Source organism: Gordonia sp. J1A, assembly GCF_055393515.1.
This window is the reverse complement of record NZ_AP041607.1, coordinates 3,940,975-3,962,977: the sequence shown is the minus strand read 5'-3', so window position 1 is coordinate 3,962,977 and position 22,003 is coordinate 3,940,975. Positions and strand designations below refer to the sequence as shown.

17 protein-coding genes and 4 tRNA genes are annotated in these 22,003 nt (G+C 68.2%); 8 read left to right on the top strand and 13 right to left on the bottom strand.

Going from position 1 to position 22,003, the window contains the following annotated elements; translation table 11 throughout:
- The first annotated feature begins 16 nt into the window (after window positions 1–16).
- The 5 genes from ACZ5QD_RS18525 to ACZ5QD_RS18505 all read left to right on the top strand — a co-directional run bounded on the left by ACZ5QD_RS18525 (window position 17) and on the right by ACZ5QD_RS18505 (window position 6,469).
- Window positions 17–2,356 (top strand): helicase-associated domain-containing protein, encoded by a 2,340-nt coding sequence (locus tag ACZ5QD_RS18525; RefSeq protein WP_464367002.1) that lies wholly within the window; start codon window positions 17–19, stop codon window positions 2,354–2,356.
- Between the two features lie 49 nt (window positions 2,357–2,405).
- Window positions 2,406–4,058: a DNA repair helicase XPB gene (locus tag ACZ5QD_RS18520; RefSeq protein WP_006894564.1), complete on the top strand. Its 1,653-nt coding sequence runs from the start codon at window positions 2,406–2,408 to the stop codon at window positions 4,056–4,058.
- 84 nt (window positions 4,059–4,142) lie between these two features.
- Window positions 4,143–4,595 (top strand): hypothetical protein, encoded by a 453-nt coding sequence (locus ACZ5QD_RS18515; RefSeq protein ID WP_006894563.1) that lies wholly within the window; start codon window positions 4,143–4,145, stop codon window positions 4,593–4,595.
- Between the two features lie 33 nt (window positions 4,596–4,628).
- Window positions 4,629–5,786, top strand: a complete 1,158-nt coding sequence (locus ACZ5QD_RS18510; protein ID WP_039866699.1) for a pyridoxal phosphate-dependent aminotransferase — start codon at window positions 4,629–4,631, stop codon at window positions 5,784–5,786.
- Between the two features lie 53 nt (window positions 5,787–5,839).
- Window positions 5,840–6,469, top strand: coding sequence for an alpha-ketoglutarate-dependent dioxygenase AlkB (locus ACZ5QD_RS18505; RefSeq protein ID WP_006894559.1), 630 nt, complete (start codon window positions 5,840–5,842; stop codon window positions 6,467–6,469).
- A gap of 11 nt (window positions 6,470–6,480) precedes the next feature.
- Here the strand turns inward: ACZ5QD_RS18505 and ACZ5QD_RS18500 are convergent, their stop codons facing one another.
- The 10 genes from ACZ5QD_RS18500 to ACZ5QD_RS18455 all read right to left on the bottom strand — a co-directional run bounded on the left by ACZ5QD_RS18500 (window position 6,481) and on the right by ACZ5QD_RS18455 (window position 15,557).
- On the bottom strand, window positions 6,481–7,350 hold the full coding sequence (locus tag ACZ5QD_RS18500; RefSeq protein WP_006894557.1) for an oxidoreductase: 870 nt from the start codon (window positions 7,348–7,350) through the stop codon (window positions 6,481–6,483).
- 1 nt (window position 7,351) lies between these two features.
- A complete protein-coding gene (locus ACZ5QD_RS18495; protein ID WP_464367001.1) occupies window positions 7,352–9,079 on the bottom strand; it encodes an adenylate/guanylate cyclase domain-containing protein in 1,728 nt (575 codons plus the stop codon).
- A gap of 75 nt (window positions 9,080–9,154) precedes the next feature.
- On the bottom strand, window positions 9,155–9,709 hold the full coding sequence (locus tag ACZ5QD_RS18490) for a YceI family protein (protein ID WP_006894554.1): 555 nt from the start codon (window positions 9,707–9,709) through the stop codon (window positions 9,155–9,157).
- 151 nt (window positions 9,710–9,860) lie between these two features.
- Complete coding sequence (locus tag ACZ5QD_RS18485; RefSeq protein WP_062367387.1) at window positions 9,861–11,024, bottom strand: zinc-binding dehydrogenase; 1,164 nt, start codon at window positions 11,022–11,024, stop codon at window positions 9,861–9,863.
- Window positions 11,025–11,117: 93 nt separating this feature from the next.
- Window positions 11,118–13,808, bottom strand: coding sequence for a hypothetical protein (locus tag ACZ5QD_RS18480; RefSeq protein WP_464367000.1), 2,691 nt, complete (start codon window positions 13,806–13,808; stop codon window positions 11,118–11,120).
- Between the two features lie 224 nt (window positions 13,809–14,032).
- Window positions 14,033–14,106, bottom strand: a tRNA-Phe gene (locus ACZ5QD_RS18475).
- 33 nt (window positions 14,107–14,139) lie between these two features.
- Window positions 14,140–14,213, bottom strand: a tRNA-Asp gene (locus ACZ5QD_RS18470).
- A gap of 45 nt (window positions 14,214–14,258) precedes the next feature.
- Window positions 14,259–14,331 (bottom strand) — tRNA-Glu (locus ACZ5QD_RS18465).
- A gap of 192 nt (window positions 14,332–14,523) precedes the next feature.
- Window positions 14,524–14,596, bottom strand: a tRNA-Lys gene (locus tag ACZ5QD_RS18460).
- 70 nt (window positions 14,597–14,666) lie between these two features.
- The gene (locus tag ACZ5QD_RS18455; RefSeq protein ID WP_045537588.1) at window positions 14,667–15,557 is read right to left on the bottom strand and encodes an alpha/beta fold hydrolase; all 891 of its coding nucleotides are present in this window, start codon (window positions 15,555–15,557) and stop codon (window positions 14,667–14,669) included.
- Between the two features lie 110 nt (window positions 15,558–15,667).
- On the opposite strand from ACZ5QD_RS18455, the gene ACZ5QD_RS18450 reads away from it, so the two are divergent.
- On the top strand, window positions 15,668–16,603 hold the full coding sequence (locus tag ACZ5QD_RS18450) for an alpha/beta fold hydrolase (protein WP_045537590.1): 936 nt from the start codon (window positions 15,668–15,670) through the stop codon (window positions 16,601–16,603).
- On the opposite strand, the gene ACZ5QD_RS18445 is transcribed toward ACZ5QD_RS18450, so the two are convergent.
- Both ACZ5QD_RS18445 and ACZ5QD_RS18440 read right to left on the bottom strand, forming a co-directional pair.
- Entirely contained in the window at window positions 16,600–17,508 is a 909-nt protein-coding gene (locus ACZ5QD_RS18445) for a copper resistance D family protein (protein WP_464366999.1), read from the bottom strand. The genes ACZ5QD_RS18450 and ACZ5QD_RS18445 overlap by 4 nt on opposite strands.
- Window positions 17,509–17,513: 5 nt before the next feature.
- Window positions 17,514–18,047, bottom strand: a complete 534-nt coding sequence (locus ACZ5QD_RS18440; protein WP_006894484.1) for a copper resistance CopC family protein — start codon at window positions 18,045–18,047, stop codon at window positions 17,514–17,516.
- A gap of 100 nt (window positions 18,048–18,147) precedes the next feature.
- Here ACZ5QD_RS18440 and ACZ5QD_RS18435 point away from each other — a divergent pair, with 100 nt between their 5' ends.
- Together ACZ5QD_RS18435 and ACZ5QD_RS18430 are read left to right on the top strand one after the other, a co-directional pair.
- Window positions 18,148–20,169, top strand: a complete 2,022-nt coding sequence (locus ACZ5QD_RS18435; protein WP_464366998.1) for an NAD(+) synthase — start codon at window positions 18,148–18,150, stop codon at window positions 20,167–20,169.
- A gap of 26 nt (window positions 20,170–20,195) precedes the next feature.
- Window positions 20,196–20,666 (top strand): heme-binding beta-barrel domain-containing protein, encoded by a 471-nt coding sequence (locus tag ACZ5QD_RS18430; RefSeq protein ID WP_045537597.1) that lies wholly within the window; start codon window positions 20,196–20,198, stop codon window positions 20,664–20,666.
- 118 nt (window positions 20,667–20,784) lie between these two features.
- Here the strand turns inward: ACZ5QD_RS18430 and tuf are convergent, their stop codons facing one another.
- Window positions 20,785–21,975 (bottom strand): elongation factor Tu, encoded by a 1,191-nt coding sequence (gene tuf / locus ACZ5QD_RS18425; protein ID WP_006894480.1) that lies wholly within the window; start codon window positions 21,973–21,975, stop codon window positions 20,785–20,787.
- Between the last annotated feature and the right edge of the window lie 28 nt (window positions 21,976–22,003).

Here is a 22,003-nt window from a genome sequence, read left to right as displayed (position 1 = left end):
CGGTACAGTTGTCCGAATGAGTCCCGACCTGCCGCTGCGCGGGTTGGCCGACGATCTCGCCGAGCGGTCCGACGATGCGCTCGTCGAGTTGCTGATCGCCCGGCCCGACCTCGCTTCTCCCCCGCCCCGCGGCACCGGTGTCCTCGCCCAGCGCGCGCTGTCGGCGGCGTCGATCTCCCTGGCGGGCGAAGGGCTCGACCTTCTGGCGGTCGCGGTGATCGAGGCCTTTCTCGACGCGTCCAGTGCGATCGGCGAACGCAAGGAACTCCTCGGGCCGGTGAGCCGGGACGCGATCGTCGCCCGTCTCGGTCGGCGGGCGCGGCGCGGCGACGTCGACGCGCGTCTCGACCAGATGGTCACCCGTGCACTGCTGTGGGGCACCGGCCCCCGCCGGCGCGGCAGGCACACCGACTGGATCGCCGGGGCGCATCTGCCCGCCGCCCTGCCGTGGCGGGCTCACAATCTGCTCGGCCCCATCGCGGAGTCGACTCCCGCGCAGATCCGCGAGCGCATCGAATCGGCCGCCGAGCGGCCCAGGGAACTGCTCACCACACTCGCCCAGGGGTCGTCTCTCGGGCGCAGTCGCGACGCCGCACCGGATGCCGATCCGAGCGCGCCGGTGCCCACCCTCATCTCACTCGGTCTGCTCGCACGGATCGATGAGCAGACCGTGGAGCTTCCGCCCCAGGTGGGACAACTGCTTCGCGGTCAGCCGCCGCTCGAGACCGCGGTCCTGCGGGAACCGCCACTCACCGGTGCGGACGGCCCCGGGCGGTTCGACGCGAAGGCCGTCGACGCCGCGGGGGCGGGCGAGGCGCTCGAACTGCTCCGTCACTCCGGCGATCTGATCGAGGCGCTCGGCACCGCACCGGCGGCCCTGCTGCGGTCCGGCGGCCTGGGCATCCGCGAACTCCGGCGCCTCGCCAAGACCACCGCCCTGACCGTGAGCCGCGTCGGCCTGCTCGTCGAGCTGCTGGCCAGGCAGCGGCTGCTCGACGCGGGTGCGCCCGACTCCGACGCGGGCGACCACCTCGCCGACGACGTCTTCGCGCCCACCGGCGCCGTCGACGCCTGGGCGCATCTGAGTTCCGGGCGACAATGGCTCGGCATGGCGCGGGCGTGGCTCGATCTGCCGCGGCAGCCCTGGCAGATCGGCGACACCGACCGCGAGGGGAACACCCTCGCGGCGCTGTCGTCCGAACTGTTCGACGCCACCGCCGCGGCCTCGCGCCGCGCGGTGCTGGCTCCGCTCGCCGACGCCGAGCCCGCCCACCCGGTGTCCCCCGAAGCGCTGACCGCGGTACTCGGATGGCGTCATCCGCGCCGTCTCCGCCGGCTCAACGTGCATGTGGTGTCCGAGACCCTGCGCGAGGCGACCGAACTCGGACTCGTGGCGCACGGCTCGCTCACGACCGCCGGGCGGCTGCTCCTCGACGTTCCCGCCGACGCCGAGTCGGCGGCCGACGTGCTCGCGGCGATGGACGCGTCCCTGCCCGACCTCATCGACTACTTCCTGGTCCAGGCCGACCTGACAGTCGTGGTGCCCGGGCCGCTCGATCCGGACGTGGCCGACCGGCTCCGGTTGATCGCCGACCTCGAATCGGGCGGTGCCGCCTCGATGTACCGGATCACCGAAGACAGTGTGCGGCGCACGCTCGACACCGGCCGCACCAGCGCCGAGATCGCCACGTTCCTCCACGAGCACTCACGGACGCCCGTGCCGCAGTCGCTGACATATCTGATCGACGACGTCGCCCGCAGACACGGCCGGCTGCGCGTGGGCGTGGCGGCGTCGTTCATCCGCTGCGACGACACCGCGACGCTCACCGAGGTGCTGCGCAGCGAGGCCGCGACCGAGCTGGCCCTGCGCGCCCTGGCCCCGACGGTCGCGGTGTCGGCGGCACCGCTGCGCGATGTGATCGACCGGCTGCGCGCATCGGGGTTCAGCCCCGCGGGCGAGGACTCCTCCGGAGCACTGATAGACCTGCGCAGCCGAGGCGTCCGCGTCCCGGCCCGCGGTGCGGCGTCGTCCCCACCGCATCGACGCGCCGCTCTCGGTCCCGGTCAGGCGCACGCCGTCGTCTCCCGGATGCGGACCGCCGACCGCGCCGCCGGACCGGTCGCCGCGGCCTCGGCGTCGGGTGCCGCCGGCGAGACCGTGTCCACGCTGATCCAACTGGCCCTGCGCACCGGGAGGCGCCTGCGCATCGGTTATGTGGACGCGCAGGGCGCGGCGAGTCGGCATGTGGTGCACGCCCGTTCGCTGGCCGCCGGACAACTGGTGGCCGACGAGGAGGGCGGCGAGCCCGACCTCCGGTTCGCGCTGCACCGGATCACCCGCGTCGAGGTGCTCTGACTCCCGACGGCAGGTGGCCGCACCGCGCCCGAACCTGGACAATGGACCGGTGACCGACGGACCTCTCATCGTGCAATCGGACAAGACCCTCCTGCTGGAGGTCGACCATCCGGGGGCGGCCGCCGCGCGGGCCGCGATCGCACCCTTCGCCGAACTCGAGCGCGCTCCCGAGCACGTCCACACCTACCGGGTCACTCCGCTGGCACTGTGGAACGCGCGAGCCGCCGGCCACGACGCCGAGCAGGTGGTCGACGCCCTCGTCACACACTCGCGTTTCCCGGTTCCGCAGCCGCTGCTGGTCGACATCGTCGACACGATGGGCCGCTTCGGGCGTCTCCAGCTGATGAAGAACCCCGCGCACGGGCTCACCCTCGTGAGCCTGGATCGCGCCGTGCTGGAGGAGATCCTGCGGAACAAGAAGGTCGCGCCCATGCTCGGCGCGCGGATCGATGACGACACCGTCGTGGTCCACCCGTCCGAGCGCGGGCGCCTCAAGCAGATCCTGCTGAAGGTCGGCTGGCCCGCGGAAGACCTCGCCGGTTACGTCGACGGCGAGGCGCACCCGATCGAATTGGAGCAGACCGACTGGCATCTGCGCGACTATCAGGAGTTGGCGGCCGACTCGTTCTGGGCGGGCGGTTCGGGCGTCGTAGTCCTGCCGTGCGGTGCGGGAAAGACCATGGTCGGCGCCGCGGCGATGGCCAAGGCCGGCGCCACCACGCTGATCCTCGTGACGAACACGGTCGCCGGCCGCCAGTGGAAGCGCGAGTTGGTGGCCCGGACCTCCCTGACCGAGGACGAGATCGGCGAGTACTCGGGCGAGCGCAAGGAGATCCGCCCCGTCACCATCGCCACCTACCAGGTGATGACCCGCAAGTCGAAGGGCGAGTACAAGAACCTCGACCTGTTCGACTCGCGCGACTGGGGTCTGATCATCTACGACGAGGTGCATCTGCTTCCGGCCCCGGTCTTCCGCATGACCGCCGACCTCCAGTCGCGACGGCGCCTCGGCCTCACCGCCACGCTGGTCCGCGAGGACGGACGCGAGGGCGACGTCTTCAGCCTCATCGGCCCCAAACGCTACGACGCCCCGTGGAAGGACATCGAGGCGCAGGGCTGGATCGCTCCGGCCGAGTGCATCGAGGTCCGGGTGACGATGACCGATTCGGAGCGGCTGCAGTACGCCGTCGCCGAACCAGAGGAGAAGTACAAGCTCTGCTCCACCGCCCACTCCAAGATCCGCGTGGTCCGGTCGATCCTCGAACGCCACCGGGACTCCCAGACCCTCGTCATCGGCGCCTACATCGACCAGCTCGAGGAGTTGGGCCGGGAACTCGACGCCCCGGTGATCCAGGGCTCCACCCGGAACGCCGAACGCGAGAAGCTCTTCGACGCCTTCCGCCGGGGAGAGTTGCAGACCCTGGTGGTCTCGAAAGTCGCGAACTTCTCCATCGATCTCCCCGAGGCCTCGGTGGCGGTTCAGGTCTCGGGTACGTTCGGTTCTCGCCAGGAGGAGGCCCAGCGCCTCGGCCGTCTGCTGCGGCCCAAGGCCGACGGCGGTCAAGCGCACTTCTACTCGGTCGTCTCGCGCGACAGCCTCGACGCCGACTACGCCGCGCACCGCCAGCGATTCCTCGCCGAGCAGGGCTACGCGTACCGGATCGTCGACGCCGACGACATCGTCGGACCGCCGCTGCCGTGAGACGCACGTAACACTCGTCGTCTGTTCGTGCGACATACCGGTTGTCGGGGGTTCGAACACCATCGTCGATTCCAAGGGGGAACCGTGAACCGTCTCGTCACCGGAACTGTCGTCGCTCTCGCAGCGGGAGCCGTCGTCGCGGGAACCGCGGCCGGGGCCGGCGCGGCCGGCGCCGACATCGAGACCAGCGAGTACGTCGCGCAGAACTGCATCGGCCTGTCACCGAACATCATCGATAATCCCTACTACGGCGGCGTCACCGTCTACCCCGACGGCAATGGGCGCATCAGCGTCACCTGGGGCAATCCCAGCATCTGGGGCTACCGCACCGACGGCACCCTGACCTGGAAAAACCTGCGCACCGGCCGGAGCGGCCAGAGCAATGCCCACTTCACCCACGACGCCGAGGGCGCCGGGTTCTCGGCGGAGATCGCCACGGGTCCGGGACCGGTCCGGATCACCACGCGAGCGATGAACCGAGGGCCCTTCCTCACCCTGGCCGCGCCGACGTGCACGGGAGTGGCGCACGTCCGCTGACCGCATGGGTCGGGTGTGTGCCAACCTGGAGCCATGCCATTGGTCGACCGCATGCGCCCGTTCACGTCCACCGTCTTCGCGGAGATGTCGGCCCTCGCGGTGAAGCACGACGCGATCAACCTGGGTCAGGGGTTCCCCGACTCCGACGGGCCGGCATCGATGCTGGCGGCGGCCGTCGACGCGATCGAATCAGGCGGCAATCAGTACCCGCCCGGGATCGGTGTGCCGTCGCTGCGCCACGCGATCGCCGCACATGAGCGCGATCACTACGGCATCGACCGCGACCCTGATTCGCAGGTCCTGGTGACCGTCGGCGCCACCGAGGCCATCGCCGGTGCCCTGCTCGGACTCGTCGAGCCCGGCCGCGAGGTGGTGATGATCGAGCCGTACTACGACTCCTATGCGGCCTGCGTCGCCCTTGCGGGCGGTGTCCGGCGCACCGTTCCGCTGGTGCGCGACGGCGACGGATTCGTGCTCGACCGATCGGCGCTGGCCGCCGCGTTCGGACCGAATACCGCTGCGGTGCTGGTCAACTCGCCGCACAATCCGACGGGCACGGTACTCACCGACGACGACCTCGCCCAGATCGCACGGTTGACGATCGAGTACGACGCCGTCGCCATCACCGACGAGGTGTACGAGCACCTGCTCTTCGACGGCCGCGGCCAGCACCCGCTCGCGTTGCTGCCCGGGATGGCCGAGCGCACCCTGCGGATCTCGAGCGCCGCCAAGACCTTCGCGTGCACGGGGTGGAAGGTCGGCTGGATCACCGGTCCCGCCGATCTGGTGGCGGCGGCGCGTGCGGCCAAGCAGTTCCTCACCTACGTCGGCAGCGGACCGTTCCAGCCCGCGGTAGCGCACGCGCTGCGCACCGAGATGGACTGGGTGCGGGCCAACGCCGCCGACCTGGCGCGCAAACGGACCGTCCTGTCGAACGCGCTGCGCACGGCCGGGTTCGACGTCCACCGCAGCGAGGCCGGGTACTTCGTCTGCGCCGATCCGCGCCCTCTCGGGTATTCGGACGGATTCGAGTTCTGCCGCGAGATGCCGGCGCGGATCGGGGTCGCCGCCGTGCCGGTCAGCGCATTCGTCGACGACGATCAGCCGTGGCGGCACCTGGTCCGCTTCGCCTTCTGCAAGCGCGACGAGGTCATCGCCGAGGCCGCCGAGCGACTCGGCAGTCTGCGATGACCGCGCGCCGTTCGTACTAGAACATACATTCGATGCCCTGGTAGGCTCCAGCCATGGGCACTGGAGTTCAGGCCTCGTTGTTCGACTCGGCTGACGCGGACGTCGGCCTGGCCGCACTGAGCGCGAGCACCGTACGACACCCGCTCTCCGACGGCGCCTGGGTCGATGTGCGCCCGGGCTGGGTCACCGGGTCGATGCACCTGTTCGACGCCCTACGCGCCGATGTGCCGTGGCGAGCCGAACGCCGGCAGATGTACGAGTCGGTGGTCGACGTCCCGCGACTGCTGGCCTTCTACGATCAGCGCAGCGCGCTGCCGCACGAGATCCTCGAACGGGCCCGCGGTGCACTGACGCACCACTACCGACGAGAACTGCCCGAGGGCTTCGCCACCGCGGGTCTGGCATTGTATCGGGACGGCTCCGACAGCGTCGCCTGGCACGGTGACCGGATCGGTCGGGGACGGATCGACGACACCCTGGTCGCGATCGTCTCCCTGGGCGCTCCGCGCACCCTTCTGCTGCGCCCGCGGGGCGGCGGACCGTCACGGAAATTCATCCTCGGTTCCGGCGATCTGTTGGTGATGGGTGGCTCATGCCAGCGCACATGGGATCACGCGGTCCCGAAGACGCCCGGGGCCGGCCCGCGGATCAGCGTCCAGTTCCGTCCCGCCGGGGTGCGTTGACCCGCGCGCTCTCAGACGTCGAAAGTGACGCCCGTCAGTTCCTCGGACGCCGACCAGAGGCGGTCGCGAACCCGCTGATCGTCGGCCGCCGCACGATAACGTGCACGCGACGGTGTACCGCGCAGCACCCGGTTGGGCCCCCAATAGCTGCCGTTCGGGACGTCGGCCGTCGCCGCGAACAGTGCGGGCAACGCCCCCTGAGCCGCAGGCTGCCCCACGCGAAGCATCGCGCCCGCCTTCATCAGGTAGTCCACGGGCGTCTCGGATTGCCCCATCAGACCGGTCGAGGTGTAGCCGGGATGAGCCAGGACCGCCCGCACGGGGGATCCCGACTGGGTGAGCCTGCGCGCCAGCTCTCGTCCGAACACGGTGTTCGCCAGCTTGGAGTCGCCGTACGCCGCCCATCGGTTGTAGCGCCGCCGCTCCCAGTTGAGGTCGTCGGCGTGGATCCTTCCCCAGTTCTGCGCGAGCGAGGACATGATGACGATCCGCTCGCGCACTCTGGGCAGCAGCAGTCCGGTGAGGGCGAAATGCCCCAGGTGGTTGGTGCCCATCTGCATCTCGAAACCGTCGGCCGTACGCCTGTGCGGCAGTGCCATCACTCCGGCGTTGTTGACCAGGACGTCGAACGGCTCGACGCCGGCCGCGAAATCGCGCACAGAGCCCAGATCGGCCAGATCGAGATGCGCGACGCGCGCCGACGCGCCGATCCGGCCCGCCACACGTTCGGCTTTGTCCAGGTTGCGGCAGGCGAGGGTCACGTCGGCGCCGGCCGCCGCGGCAGCCCTGGCGATCTCGGCACCCAGCCCGCTGTTCGCGCCGGTGATCACCCAGGTGCGGCCGCTCTGGTCGGGTAATCCGGCTGTCGGCCGATCGCTCATGTCACTGCTCCTTCGCGGCCGCACGCGGCGAACGCTCACGCGGTATGGCGAACTTCACCAGGTCAGCCAGCACACTACCGAGCGACGGCGGCTCGGCGCGGATCAGCAACTCGCGCGGCGCGAAGATCTCGGTCGGCTCCGGCCGACCGCGCAGGGTCACCCGATCCACGCGGCGCCACTTCGCCACCTCGTCGGCGCCGGCACGGTCGATGGCCGCGCCGCTGGCGTAGACGGGCGAGTATCCCTCCTTGGCCCGGTCGGACAACCGCGCGCACTCGTTCACCGGGTCCCCGATCACGGTGTACTCGTACCGGGTCCGCGCTCCGATGTTGCCGGCGAACACCGGACCGTAGGCCACGGCCATCCCCCACTCCAGCGGGAGCTTCTCACCGAGCGCCACACCGAGTTCGCGCGCGGCCACCAACGCCGATTCGGCGGGATTGTCCAGTGGCGCGGGCACACCGAATACGGCGAGCGCCGCATCGCCCTCGAACTTGTTGATGAAGCCGCCGTGCCGTTCCACCACCTCGGCGACGATGGAGAAGAAGGCGTTGAGCACCACCGCGGTCTCGCGCGGGTCGCGCCGCGCCGCGAACGACGTCGACCCGGTGATGTCGACGAAGATCACCGCGACCTCGGTGTTCGATCCGACCAGATCTCCGCCGTGTTCGAGAGCCAGGTCGGCGACCCCCACTCCGACGTGGCGGGAGAAGATCTCGCGCATCCGGTCACGTTCCTGAAGGCCGTCGAGCATCCCGTTGATGCCGTGCTGGAGCACACCGATCTCGGAGGAGTCGTAGACGGCGACGCGCCTGGTCAGGTCGCCGTCGCGAGCCGATTCGATGACATCGCTCATCTCGTTGAGGGGATCGCGGATCGCACGGCCCACCAGTCCGACGACGCGCCCGCCCGAGGCGAGCGCGATGAAGGCCAGGAACGCGATCGGCCAGTCGAAACGATCCTCCACCTGCGGGACCAGGCCGAGTACCCGCCCGACGATGATCGTGACCATCCCGACCATCGGCACCGCCGAGGAGACCAGCCAGATCACCGCCATGCGCTCGCGCACGCCGTGCATCGCGAACCGCATCGACCGCCCGCCGAAGGCGAGCACCGTCAACGGCCGGACCGCGCTCTCGATGAACATGTAGTTCAGGCACGCCGAGGTTATGGCGGCGAGCATGAACGCCACGAGCATGGCGAGCAGGAACACCGGCTCGGCGTCGGAGAGCACCACGTACATCAGGTACGCGGCGAGCCAGCCGACCAGGTCGGCGTACACCACGCGGGTCGGGATCACCTGCACTTGTCTTCGACGGTCGTCGTCGGCGGGACCGCCGCTGACGAACCACGCGAACTGCGGTTTCAGGAACAGCAGCGAGATCGCGAGACTGACGATCAGTCCGACCAGCGTCGAGAACAGTACCGCGAGCATGCCGGGATCCTCGGAACCCGAGTGCAGCGTGAGTTCGCCGCCGCTGAACGCGAGGAACACCGCGATGAAGGTCTCGATGCTGATCAGGATCTTGGCCCCGCCGAGAATCGCGCTTCCGAGCACCATGGCCCGGGCGACGATTCCGCGGCGGGTCGCCACGTCCATCGCCCGCCACTCGGTGGCGACGCGTTCGCTTCCGCCTTCCACGAGCCGCCCGCCGAAGTAGGCCAGTTTCAGCCTGCGGTCCACCCATTCGGCAAAACGGTGCAGCTCAGTGCGAGTCTCGCCACGCACAAGCAATCACCTCCCGGCCCAATGGAATCTCACTGAGATTACCGAAGACCGGGAGGTGATGTCGGGGTGGAGCGATCAGGCGGTGTGCGTCGCCTCGATCTCGAGCGTGATGGTGATCTTGTCACCGACCACGGTTCCACCGGTCTCCAGCGGCATCTCGATGTCGATGCCGAAATCCTTGCGGTTGATCACGGTCGAGGCCTCAAAGCCCGCGACCGGGCCCTGGCCCATTCCCGCGTTGACGCCGTTGTACTCCATCTTCAGGGTAACCGGCTTGGTGACGCCCTTGAGCGTGAAGTCGCCGGTGAGCTCGTAGTCCCCGCCCTTCTCCACGACGGAGGTGGAGGTGAAAGTGGCGGTCGGGAACTTCTCGGCGTCGAAGAAGTCGGCCGACTTGATGTGGCCGTCGCGCTGTTCGTTGCGGGTGTTGATCGAGGTGACGTCGATCTCGGCCTGAACCGACGGCGTGCCGTCCTCGGCGATGGTGATGGTGCCGGTGAAGGCGTCGAAGGTGCCGCGGACCTTCGAGACCATCAGGTGGCGGACCGAGAAGCCGATGGTCGAGTGGACCGGGTCGATGGTCCAGGTGCCGGGGGTCAGGTCAGCGGGGGTGACGGTTGCTGCAGTCATGACGGTTCTCCTTGCGGAAGCGATCTCGATGGCGTCTGTGGTTCTGCGGCGGCGTGTGCCGCACACACACAGAGCATAACCGGACCGTGGTCCGGATAATTCCGGTTGTGGCGCCAATCACGGAAAGTACCGTCGGATCACGTCCGGACGCTCAGACGTCCACGACGTCGCTCGCCGGATCGATGAGGATCTTCGCGTGACTGCGTGCCGAGGCGAGCGCCTCGAATGCCCCCGCGGCACCGCCGAGCCCGACTGTGCCGGTGAGCAGCGGCCTCGGCTGAACCGTCCCGCGCGCGATCATGTGCAGCGTGGCCCGGAACTCGGCGGGGTCGTAGCCGAAGACGAAGCGCAGGTCGATCTCCTTGTTGCCTGCCATCGCAGGCTGGAAGACATCCGGCTCCATGCACACTCCGACCACCACGACCCGCGAGCGGAAGGGCACGTGCGCGACGAGGTCGTCGATCATTCCGGGAACGCCGACGCATTCGAAGACCACGGGCCCGCGCGGCGTGAGCGACAGCTTGTCGGCGACGCTCATCAGCGACCACCACGGCGTCCGGGGAATGGTCTGAAGTGCGTGCATGGCGTCGAACGCCACCGAGAACAGATCTCCGACGCGGGTGAAGTGCTTCCTCTGTTGCGGCGCCGCGTCCCACGGACTGTCGACGGCGGGGTCGACCACGACGTCTGCTCCGCACTGACGGGCGAGGTCGCGGCGCAGTTCGGAGAGGTCGGCGGCGACCACCGTGCGCACTCCCGCCGCTTTCAGCATCAGGATCACCGCGAGGCCGATGGGGCCGCAGCCGACCACAACGGCCACGTCGCGCCGGCCGATCTCACTGCGCCGGACCGCGTGATGCGCCACCGCGAGCGGCTCGGTCAAGGCCGCGAGTTCCACGTCCACACCGTCGGGGACGGGCATCGCCAGATCTTCCTGGACCACCATGTATTCGGCGTACGCCCCGGGCGCCTGCGCCGAGAGCCCCACCATTTCGACCTCGCCGTCGTGACGGATGATCGGCAGCGCGACCACCGCTGTGCCCGGCTTCCACCGTTTGCGGCATTTGGGACCGTACGAGACCACCTCCCCGACGAACTCGTGGCCCATCACCACCTCGTGGGCGGGGCGCATGAAGTGGTCGTAGCCCACCTTCTCCCCGATGTCGGCGGCGACGTCTCCGTGAACCCGCGCATGCAGGTCGGACCCGCAGATCCCGGCGCGGAGCACTTTGATCAATACGTGGCCCGGACCGGGGCGGGGAACCTCCATCTCGCGCACGTCGAGCGAACCTTCGTGACACACCACAGCTTTCATGCGTCCACTGTAGGGCCGGGTGCGTGCCGGCATCAGGACGCACAACGGCATCCGAGGGAACATTCCCCTCGGATGCCGTCGTGCCTACTGATCTCAGTCGGGACTGCGGTGGCGCGCCCGGCGAACGGTGTACGTCGGGTCCACCTTGACGCGCGGCCGCGTCTCCTCGGATTCGGAGCCGGCGAAGCCGTGGTCCGGGTGCTGCCCGGTGCCGGCGTCCACCCAGTGATGCCTGCCGGTGTCGGGCTCGGGCTGGACGTACTGCGTCTCGCCGCCGGTCGCCGGCTCCGGCTGGTCGTGGGTCACGGTCCGGACGGTGTCCTCGGACTCCTCGACGTAGGTCTCCACCGGCTTCTCGACCACCTTGCGGACGATGACCGGCTTCTCGACCACGACGATCTGCTCGATGGGCTTCTCGACCACCTTCTCGACCTCGACGTAGACCGGCTTCTCGACCACCTTCTCCACGATGTGCTCGACGGGCTTCTCGACGATCCGCTCCACGACGTGGTCGAACCGCTTCTCGATCACGTTCTCCACCAGGACGGGGGTCTGCACGTTCTTGTCGAACTCGCGGCGGACTTCCTGCTCGACCACCTTCTCGATGATCTCCGGCCGTTCGACGATCTTCTCCACGACGTGCTCCACCGGCTTGTCGACGATCTTCTCGACCACGTTGGGCTGTTCCACCACGCGCTCGACGGTCCGGTCCACCGGCTGCTCGATGACCTTCTCGACCACATTCGGCCGCTCCACCACCCGCTCCACCACGCGGTCAACGGGGCGCTCGACGACCTTGTCGATCACGTTGGGCACTTCGACGACGCGTTCCACCACGCGGTCGACCGGCTGCTCGATGACCTTCTCGACCACGTTCGGTCGCTCCACCACCCGCTCGACCACATGGTCCACCGGCTGCTCGACGATCTTCTCGACCACATTCGGCCGCTCCACCACCCGCTCCACCACATGGTCCACCGGCTGCTCGACGATCTTCTCGACCACATTCGGCCGCTCCACCACCCGCTCCACCACGCGGTCGACGGGCCGCTCCACCACCTGCTCGATGACGTTGGGGATCTCGACCACCTTGTCGACGACACGGTCGACGGGCTTCTCCACCACGTTCTCGACGACGTTGGGCACTTCCACAACCCGTTCCACCACGTGCTCGACGGGCTTCTCGATGATCTTCTCGACCAGTTCGGGCTTCTCGACCACGCGCTCCACGGCGTGTTCGACGGGGTTCTCGACGATCTTCTCGACCACGTTCGGCTTCTCGACCACCCGCTCGACCACATGGTCCACCGGCTTCTCGACCAGTTTCTCGGTGACGTTGGGGATCTCGACGATCCGTTCCACCTCACGGTCGACCGGCTTCTCGATCACCTTCTCGACCACGTTCGGCTTCTCGACGATCCGCTCGACCACATGGTCGACCGGCTTCTCGATCGGCTTGTCGACGATCTGCTCCACGATCACCTCGCGCGGCACCTCGACGGTCTTGATCTCCGCCTTCTCGACGACGAGTTCGATCTCCTTCTCTACGACCTTCTCGACCGTCTTGTAGACGATCTTCTCGACCGGGACCTCGATCTCCTTCTCGACCGTCGTCTCCACCGCCGATTCCTCGGTCGCGTCGACGTGCTTCTCGACGACCTTCTCGACGGGCTTGTAGACGATCTTCTCGACCGGGACCTCGATCTCCTTCTCGACGATCTTCTCGACGGGAACTTCGCGGATCACCTCGACGATCTTCTCGACGGGCTTCTCGATCACCTTCTCAACGACCGACTCGACCGGGACCTCCACCACCTTGTCGACGATGGTGACGATCGGCTTCTCCACCATCCGCTCGACGCTGATGGGCTTCTCGACGACGTCGTCGGTGATCTCGACCAGCAGCTTCTCCACCATGCGCGAGACCTCGGTGGGCCGCTCCACGATCTCGTCCACCACAGTCACGAGCAGCTTCTCCACGAGCCGCTGGATCTCGATCGGTTTGTCGACGATCTCGTCGAGGATCGTGACGATCGGCTTCTCCACCAACCGCGGGATGTCGATCTCGTTGTCGACGATCTCGTCCTTCACCGTCACGATCGGCTTCTCGATGACGCGCGGCACGTCGACGGGGGTGTCGACGATCTCGTCGACGAAGGTGACGACGGGCTTCTCCACCAACCGCGACAGCTCCACCGGCTTCTCAGCGATCTCATCGACCACCGTCACCACCGGCTTCTCCACCAACCGCGGCAACTCCACCGGCTTCTCAGCGATCTCATCGACCACCGTCACCACCGGCTTCTCCACCAACCGCGACAGCTCCACCGGCTTCTCAGCGATCTCATCGACCACCGTCACCACCGGCTGCTGCACGAGTCGCTGGAGTTCGACCGGCATCTCGATGATGTTGTCGACCACCGTCACCACCGGCTTCTCGACCCGGCGATGGATGTTGACGGGCTTGTCGACGACCTCGTCCTCGATCGTCACCACCGGGCGTTCCACGGCGCGGCTGACGCTCACGGGCTTGTCGACGATCTCGTCGACCACCGTCACAACGGGTTTCTCGATCAGCCGCGAGACCGTCGCCGGCTTGTCGATGATGGTGTCGACGGTGTTGACCACCAGCCGTTCCACGATCCGCTCGAGCGTGACCGGCTTATCGATGACCTTCTCTACCGGGTTCTCCACCAACCGCTCGACGGTGTACTCGCGGTCGACGACGTTGTCGACAATGTTCAACGCCGGATCGTTCTCCTGCGGCGTCCCGCCGTTGGCCATCGCCCCTCCTTGTGCGCGCTGCTATCACCGAAACCCTTCCACAGGGCGGCAGAAACTTCCTAGCTGGACCCTAAGGTTACGCGGCAGCCGAATGACATGGACACACAGTGAACTCGATCCGGTTCGCACCATCCGCGGGCCTGCCGGAGATGTTCAGACGACGAGAGATGTTCAGACGAAAAGGATCAGAGGCCCACCGTTGCCGGTGGGCCTCTGATCGAATGTGGCCAGAGTCGGGATCGAACCGACGACCTTCCGCTTTTCAGGCGGACGCTCGTACCAACTGAGCTACCTGGCCGGACGGTGCCGGTGAAAAACCGAAACCAAAAAGCGACCCTGACGGGACTCGAACCCGCGACCTCCGCCGTGACAGGGCGGCGCGCTAACCAACTGCGCCACAGGGCCATATTCAATTTGTTGCCTTGAGAACCTTATCAGACTCTCACCGCGTACCCCCTACGGGATTCGAACCCGCGCTACCGCCTTGAAAGGGCGGCGTCCTAGGCCGCTAGACGAAGGGGGCCGGTGTTCCTCGTTGGGAGCGAGACAAACTTTATGGCACTTCGTCGACAGAACGCAAATCGTGTGGTCAGCGACGTTTTTCGGCTATTCACACGCACATCGAGGGTGATCGGCGAGCGCCGCGCCGACAGCCGTCGGAGACCGGAAGCGAAGAAGCCAGGCCGGAGATGTTCTCCGGCCTGGCTTCCACCAGTGCCCCCAGTAGGGCTCGAACCTACGACCTGCGGATTAAAAGTCCGTAGCTCTACCAACTGAGCTATAGGGGCGTCGCGTGCGGTGCACGACTTGTGGCAGTCTACCGAACCGCCGACCGACGCTCCGGCACGACCTCTCGTGTCAGACGGTCAACGACTGGCGCTCGACCGAACGGACGGCCGCCGTGAACTCCGGAATGAACTTCTCCGCGCCCAGCACACAGCACGCATGGCCACCGGCGACATCGAAACGCTGAGCGCCCGGGATGCCGTCGACGAGCAGTTGCTGCCGTTCGGGTTGCACCACCTTGTCGAACGTCGAGACCACCACCGAGGTCGGCACATCGATCTCACCGAGCCAATCGCGCGAATCGAATCGGGCCATCGCCTCGGCGAACACGCCCTGCAGACCGAGTCTCGTGGAGGTGACCTGTGCCAGACCCCATTTGACCGGATGAGCGGTCGGGTCGTCGAGGATCCGTTCCGACGGAGTGGGGAGAACCTTTTCGACGACGCTCAGCGCCTTGCCGAGACGCTGCTCGAGCGCCAGCCGAGCGGGATCGATGCTGGAGAAGTACGGGCCGGTCGAACAGAGGACGAGCCCGGCCACCCGGTCGGGGCTGCGGCGCCAGGCGAGCTGTGCGATGCCTCCGCCCATGGAGAATCCCGCGGCGATGAACGAGTCGATCCCGAGGCTGTCGGCGACGGCGACCACGTCGTCCGCGCAGTCGTCGAGTGAGAACGTGTCGGACTCGATCCCGCGACCGTGCAGACGGTGGTCCATGGTGATGACGCGGAAGTCGCGTTCCAGGAGCGGGATCACCGGATACCAGCAGAGCAGTCCGGTGGTGCTGACCGAGTGAAGCAGAAAGACGGCCGGACCGTCGCGCCGCCCGGAGTCGGTGACGAAGGTCTCCCCGCGCCCCGGAAGCTCGAGCCGCCGGCCCGACGGGACCCCGGTGACCGGATGGGGACGCATGGCGTGACCGATGCCGCGGCGCATGGCGGCGAGACGACTGCTCAGTGCTGGCATCCCTCCAAAATACACCCGCCCGAGAGGGTCGTCCCTGCTCACAGGTTCCTCTTAGACAAATATGAGAATCCATCTCGTGCGGGCAGCGCGCATCTGACATACTCCGCGACGTGATTCCGATTGACCGACCGAAGCTCGAGGGCTCCATCGCCGTCGGCGACAAGCGACGCCGACGCATCGGCTTCTCCGAGTTCGGCTCCCCCGGCGGCCCGGCCGTCGTGTGGCTGCACGGCACCCCCGGAGCCCGACGGCAGATCCCGACCGAGGCGCGCGAATACGCCGAGACGCGCGGCTTCCGCCTGATCGGGCTCGACCGGCCGGGCGTCGGGTCGTCGACGCCTCACCGGTACGAGTCGATCGCCGACTTCACGCTCGACTTCCAGACCGTCCTGAACACCCTCGGCGTCGACCGCTTCTCGGTGATCGGACTCTCCGGCGGCGGCCCGTACTCACTCGCCGTGTCGCGCTTCCTGCCCGACCGCGTGGTGTCGACCGGGATCGTCGGCGGTGTGGCTCCGGTCAACGGACCCGACGGGATCCGCGGCGGCGCCGTGGACCTCGCACAGTTCGCCGTTCCGTTGCTCAATGTGGCCGGCCGACCGATCGGGTCGGTGCTGAGCACGGTCCTGGGCTTCGCGCGGCCGATCGCCGACCCGGCGATCAGCCTCTACGGCCGCCTCTCCCCCGAGGCCGACCGGGAACTGCTCTCACGCCCGGAGTTCCGGGCGATGTTCCTCGACGACCTGTTGCACGGCGGCAGCCGCCGCATGGAGGCTCCGTTCGCCGACCTGCAATTGTTCGTCCGCGACTGGGGATTCCGGATCTCCGACGTGGACGCCTATGTGCACTGGTGGCACGGCGACGCCGACAACATCATCCCGTTCGCCCACGGCGAGCACATGGTGAAGCTGCTCCCGCACGCCGAACTCCATCCGCTGGCCGGCCAGAGCCACATCAGCGGCCTCGGCCACAGCATCGAGATGCTCGACATCCTGCTCGCCGCCTGGGATCGGCCGGCGGCGGGAAGCGGCGACGCCGGCCGCTAACCGGTCCCGGTGGTCGCCAACCCGGCCGCCAGACCCAGAATCAGTGCCAGCACCAGCACTTCGGTGCCGGCCCGGACGATGGACTCCCGCTCGCTCACTCCGTGCCGTCGTGCGCGCGGCAGCCACGACCGCCGGTGCCACCACGCCAGCGCCAGCGCCACCGCCAGCAGAACCGCCTTCGCCACGAGGATCCGGCCGTAGCCGGTCTCCCACAGCTGCGGACCCACACCGAGTTGCACCGCCGCGGCGACCACCCCGGTGACGGTCAACGCGCCGACCGCGGGCATCGCCCATCGGGAGAACTCCGGAAGCGTCCGGGCCCAGCCGCCTTTCCCGCGCACCGTGACGACCAGCGCGGCGAGCGTGCCGGCCCACCAGGCCGCACAGATCGAATGCACGGCGAGGAACACCGGGGTCCAGACCGACTCGCCGCCGTGGCCGGTGACCGAGACCGCCAGCACTCCGAGGCCCGCGATCACGGAGACCAAGAGCACCGGCGGGTCCGCCCGGAGTGCGGCATAACCCCAGCCCAGGACGGCCAGCGATCCCACGGCGCCGACCAGCACCGGCAAGCCGGTCTGCACGCCGGTCGTCAGATCACCGACACCCACCTCGAACGGCGAGACCCCGATGCGGTCGGCCACCTGCAGCCATCCGCCGATGACGCTGGCGACTCCCCACATCGCCCCGGCGCCGACGATCACCCGGACCGAGGGCTCCGCGCCGATCAGCGGCAGTGCACCGAGGCCGAGCAGCAGCGAGAGCGAACCGATCGTCACCGCGCCGGCCCACGCCGCCGGCTCGGGTGCGGCCAGCGCCTGGCAGATCGCCACGCCCACCACCGCCAGAGCCGCCGCGGCGATGGCGAATCCGGCGCGCAGTCGCACCGTCTCGGCTCCGGGCATGCGGGTCAGCGTCGGCGACGGGCCAGCAGCAGCGCCAGCACACCGGCCACGACGATCACCACGACCACACCGCCGACGATGAACGGCCACACCTTCACACCGTTATCGGTCTCCGGCTGCCAGTCGTCGGCGACGGCGCCGGGGGTGCCGTTGCCCGCAGCCGTCAATTCGAAGGTCACCTGGCCCTCCACCGGGTGGCCGTCGGCCGACGTCACGCGGTAGTTGACCTTGTACTCACCGGCCGGCCCCAGTCCGTGCAGGGCAACGGATATGTCGCGACCGTCGACCGTGGGCTCGCCCTGCTGCCAGAAGTGTCCGTCGGGGCCGACCACCTTGAGCACCGCGTACGAGGACTTCAGGTTCTCGTTGAAGGTCAGCGTCACCCGTTCGGGAGCCGTCGCGACCTTGGCCCCCTGCTCGGGGTCGGAGCCGACCAGCGCCGAATGCGCCGACGCCGGGCCCGCCACCAGCCCCACCAGGAGAGCGGCGGTGGCCGCGAGGACCGCGAAGACAGAAGAACGTGCGAGGAACCTGGACATGCGCAGAACACCTGACCTTGAAGACGTTACGGACACAGACGAGGCGGCCCGCGCCGACTCCCCTCCATCGTGGCACGCAGCGACGCATTAGCCTGAAGGAGTGTCGGTCTACTCACACGGTTTCGCCCGTCTCGCCGCTGCCGTCCCGCAGGTCGCCCTGGCCGACCCGCGTCAGAACGCCTCGCGCACCGTCGAACTGATCCAGCAGGCCCATCGGGAGTCGGTGGCCGTCGTCGCCTTCCCCGAGCTGGGCCTCAGCGGCTACAGCGTCGACGACCTCGTCCAGCAGGATGCATTGCTCGACGAGGTGGAGGCCGCGCTGGCCGCCGTGGTGGCCGCGACCGCTGAGACGACGCCCGTGGTGATCGTCGGCGCTCCGCTGCGGGTGGACGACGCCCTGTACAACTGCGCGATCGTGATCCACGGCGGCCGCGTGCTCGGCGTCGCACCGAAGTCGTACCTGCCCAACTACCGCGAGTTCTACGAGCAGCGCTACTTCGCCGCCGCACGCGACGCGGTCCGCGACACCGCCGTCATCGGCGGACAGCGCGTGCCGTTCGGCGCCGACCTGATCTTCGAAGCAGACGACCTGCCCGGCCTGCGAATCCACGTGGAGGTGTGCGAGGACGGATGGGTGCCGATCCCACCGAGCACCTGGGCCTCGTTCGCCGGGGCCACCGTACTGGTCAACCTCTCGGGCAGCCCGGTCACGGTGGGCAAGCAGGCGTACCGGCGGTCGCTGGTGACCGGCCACTCGGCGCGCTGCATCGCCGCGCAGGTCTACGTCTCGGCCGGCTTCGGCGAGTCGACCACGGACCTGGCCTGGGACGGCGACGCACTGATCGCCGAGAACGGCACCCTGCTGGCGCGCACCGCGGGCTTCTCGATGGAACCGCAGCTGATAGTCAGCGATGTGGACCTCGACCGGCTGCGGCAGGAGCGGTCCCGGATGATCTCCCTGCGCGACCAGGTGGGCGATTTCGCCGAACGCTCGCGGGCGATGCGCCGCATCTCGTTCGACCTCGACGTCCCCGAGACCACCGGGGCTCTGCGCAGGACGGTCGCGCGTTTCCCGTTCGTTCCCGCCGACGCCGCCGACCGAGACGAGCGGTGCCACGACGTGCTGAACATCCAGGTGCAGGGGCTCGTCGCGCGGCTGCGCTCCACCGGAATCGACAAGGTGGTCATCGGCGTCTCCGGCGGTCTCGACTCCACCCTCGCGTTGCTCGTCGCCGTCCAGGCCTTCGACGCGATGGGATTGCCGCGCACCAACATCCACGCGTACACGATGCCCGGCTTCGCCACCGGCGGCGCCACCCTGGCGCGCAGCCACGTCCTCATGGACTCGCTCGGCGTCACCGGCAACGAACTCGACATCCGGCCGTCGTGCATGCAGATGCTCGCCGACCTGAAGCATCCGTTCGCCGACGGGGAACCGGTCTACGACGTCACCTTCGAGAACGTCCAAGCAGGAGAGCGCACCTCCCACCTCTTCCGGCTGGCCAACCACCTCGGCGGGATCGTGCTGGGCACCGGCGACCTGTCGGAGCTGGCGCTCGGCTGGTGCACCTACGGGGTCGGCGACCAGATGTCGCATTACAACGTCAACGGCAGCGTCCCCAAGACGCTGATCCAGCATCTCATCCGCTGGAAGATCAGCACCGCCCGCTACGGACCCGAGACCGTCAGCACCCTGCAGGAGATCCTCTCCGACGTGATCTCACCGGAGCTCGTGCCCGCCGACGCCGAGGGCAACATCCAGAGCACCGAGGACCACGTCGGCCCATACGAGCTGCACGACTTCTTCCTCTACTACCTCACGCGGTTCGGCTACCGGCCCAGCAAGATCGCGTACCTCGCCCGGCAGGCGTGGGGCGACCGGAGCCGCGGCCCGTGGTCGGATCTGATGCGCGACGACGAACGCAACGAGTACGACGAGGCCACCATCGACAAGTGGCTGACGGTCTTCTTGAAGCGGTTCATGTCGAGCCAGTTCAAGCGCACCGCGATGCCGAACGGCCCGAAGATCGGGTCGGGTGGATCGCTCTCGCCGCGCGGCGACTGGCGGTCGCCGTCCGACGCGCCGTCGTCGTCCTGGCTGCGCGAACTGCACCCGGACTGACCGCGGTCGGGGTCTAACCTGGCAGCATGTCCGATTCACAGCGCAACCCCCTCGGCCCGCTCGCTGCCTTCGCCGGTCTCTGGCGAGGTACCGGCGCCGGACACTATGCGACGATCGACAGCTTCACCTACGACGAGGAGATCGAGCTGTCGCCGAGCGGACGGCCCTTCCTGTTCTATCGATCGCGCACGCGCGCACCGGGCGGCGGCCGCCCGATGCACACCGAGACCGGCTTCCTGCGTCTGGCGGGCAAGCAGCACGTGGAACTGTTGGTGGCGCAGCCGACCGGCTTCGTGGAACTCCAGCGCGCCCCCGCTCACCACGCCGTTCTCGAGTTCGCCCAGCACACCCTGGGCGTCTCCCCCGACGCGAAACAGGTGCACGCGGTGAAACGCCGTTTCGAACTCGCCGGCGACACCCTCACGTACGACCTGTGGATGGCCTACGCCGACGTCCCCGTCTCGCACCATCTGCACGCCGAGCTCCACCGAGCCTGAGGCGGCGCCGACGCCGGTTCGGGTTCGCCGACGAACTCGACGGACGCCTGGAGCCCCCGGAACAGCAGAACGCCCGCCCCGCATCAGCGGGACGGGCGTCCTGAGTCGTCAGACTAGATCACTTGATGATCTTGGTGACGCGGCCGGCACCGACGGTGCGGCCACCCTCGCGGATAGCGAAGCGCAGGCCCTCGTCCATGGCGACCGGCTGGATGAGCTTGACAGTCATCTCGGTGTTGTCGCCCGGCATGACCATCTCGGTGCCCTCGGGGAGGGTCACGACGCCGGTCACGTCCGTGGTGCGGAAGTAGAACTGCGGACGGTAGTTGTTGAAGAACGGGGTGTGACGGCCGCCCTCGTCCTTCGACAGGATGTACGCCTGGCCCTCGAACTCGGTGTGCGGAGTCGTGGTGCCCGGCTTGACGATGACCTGACCGCGCTCGACGTCCTCACGCTTGAGGCCGCGGAGCAGCAGACCCGCGTTGTCGCCGGCCTGAGCCGAATCGAGCAGCTTGTGGAACATCTCGATACCGGTGACGGTGGTCTTGGTGCTCTTCTCGCGGATGCCGACGATCTCGACTTCCTCGTTCACGTTGACCTCGCCGCGCTCCACGCGACCGGTGACGACGGTGCCGCGACCGGTGATGGTGAAGACGTCCTCGACGGGCATCAGGAACGGCTTGTCGGTCTCACGGACCGGGTCCGGGATCGACTCGTCGACAGCGGCCATCAGGTCCTGGATGGACTTGACCCACTTCTCCTCGCCCTCGAGCGCCTTCAGCGCCGAGATCGGGACCACCGGAGCGTCCTCGTCGAACTCCTGGGCGGCCAGCAGTTCGCGGACCTCCATCTCGACGAGCTCCATGATCTCCTCGTCGTCGACCATGTCGGCCTTGTTCAGTGCGACGAGGATGTAGGGGACGCCGACCTGGCGAGCCAGCAGCACGTGCTCGCGGGTCTGCGGCATCGGGCCGTCGGTGGCAGCCACGACCAGGATCGCGCCGTCCATCTGAGCGGCGCCGGTGATCATGTTCTTGATGTAGTCGGCGTGACCCGGAGCGTCGACGTGAGCGTAGTGACGCTTCTCCGTCTGGTACTCGACGTGGGAGATGTTGATCGTGATACCACGAGCCTTCTCCTCAGGCGCCTTGTCGATCTGATCGAAAGCGAAGCTCTCGTTCAGGTCCGGGTACTGGTCGGCGAGCACCTTGGTGATGGCCGCCGTGGTGGTGGTCTTGCCGTGGTCGACGTGACCGATGGTGCCGATGTTCACGTGCGGCTTGGTCCGCTCGAACTTCGCCTTCGCCACTTGTGTCCTCCTGGACTGTTGCTGCCGG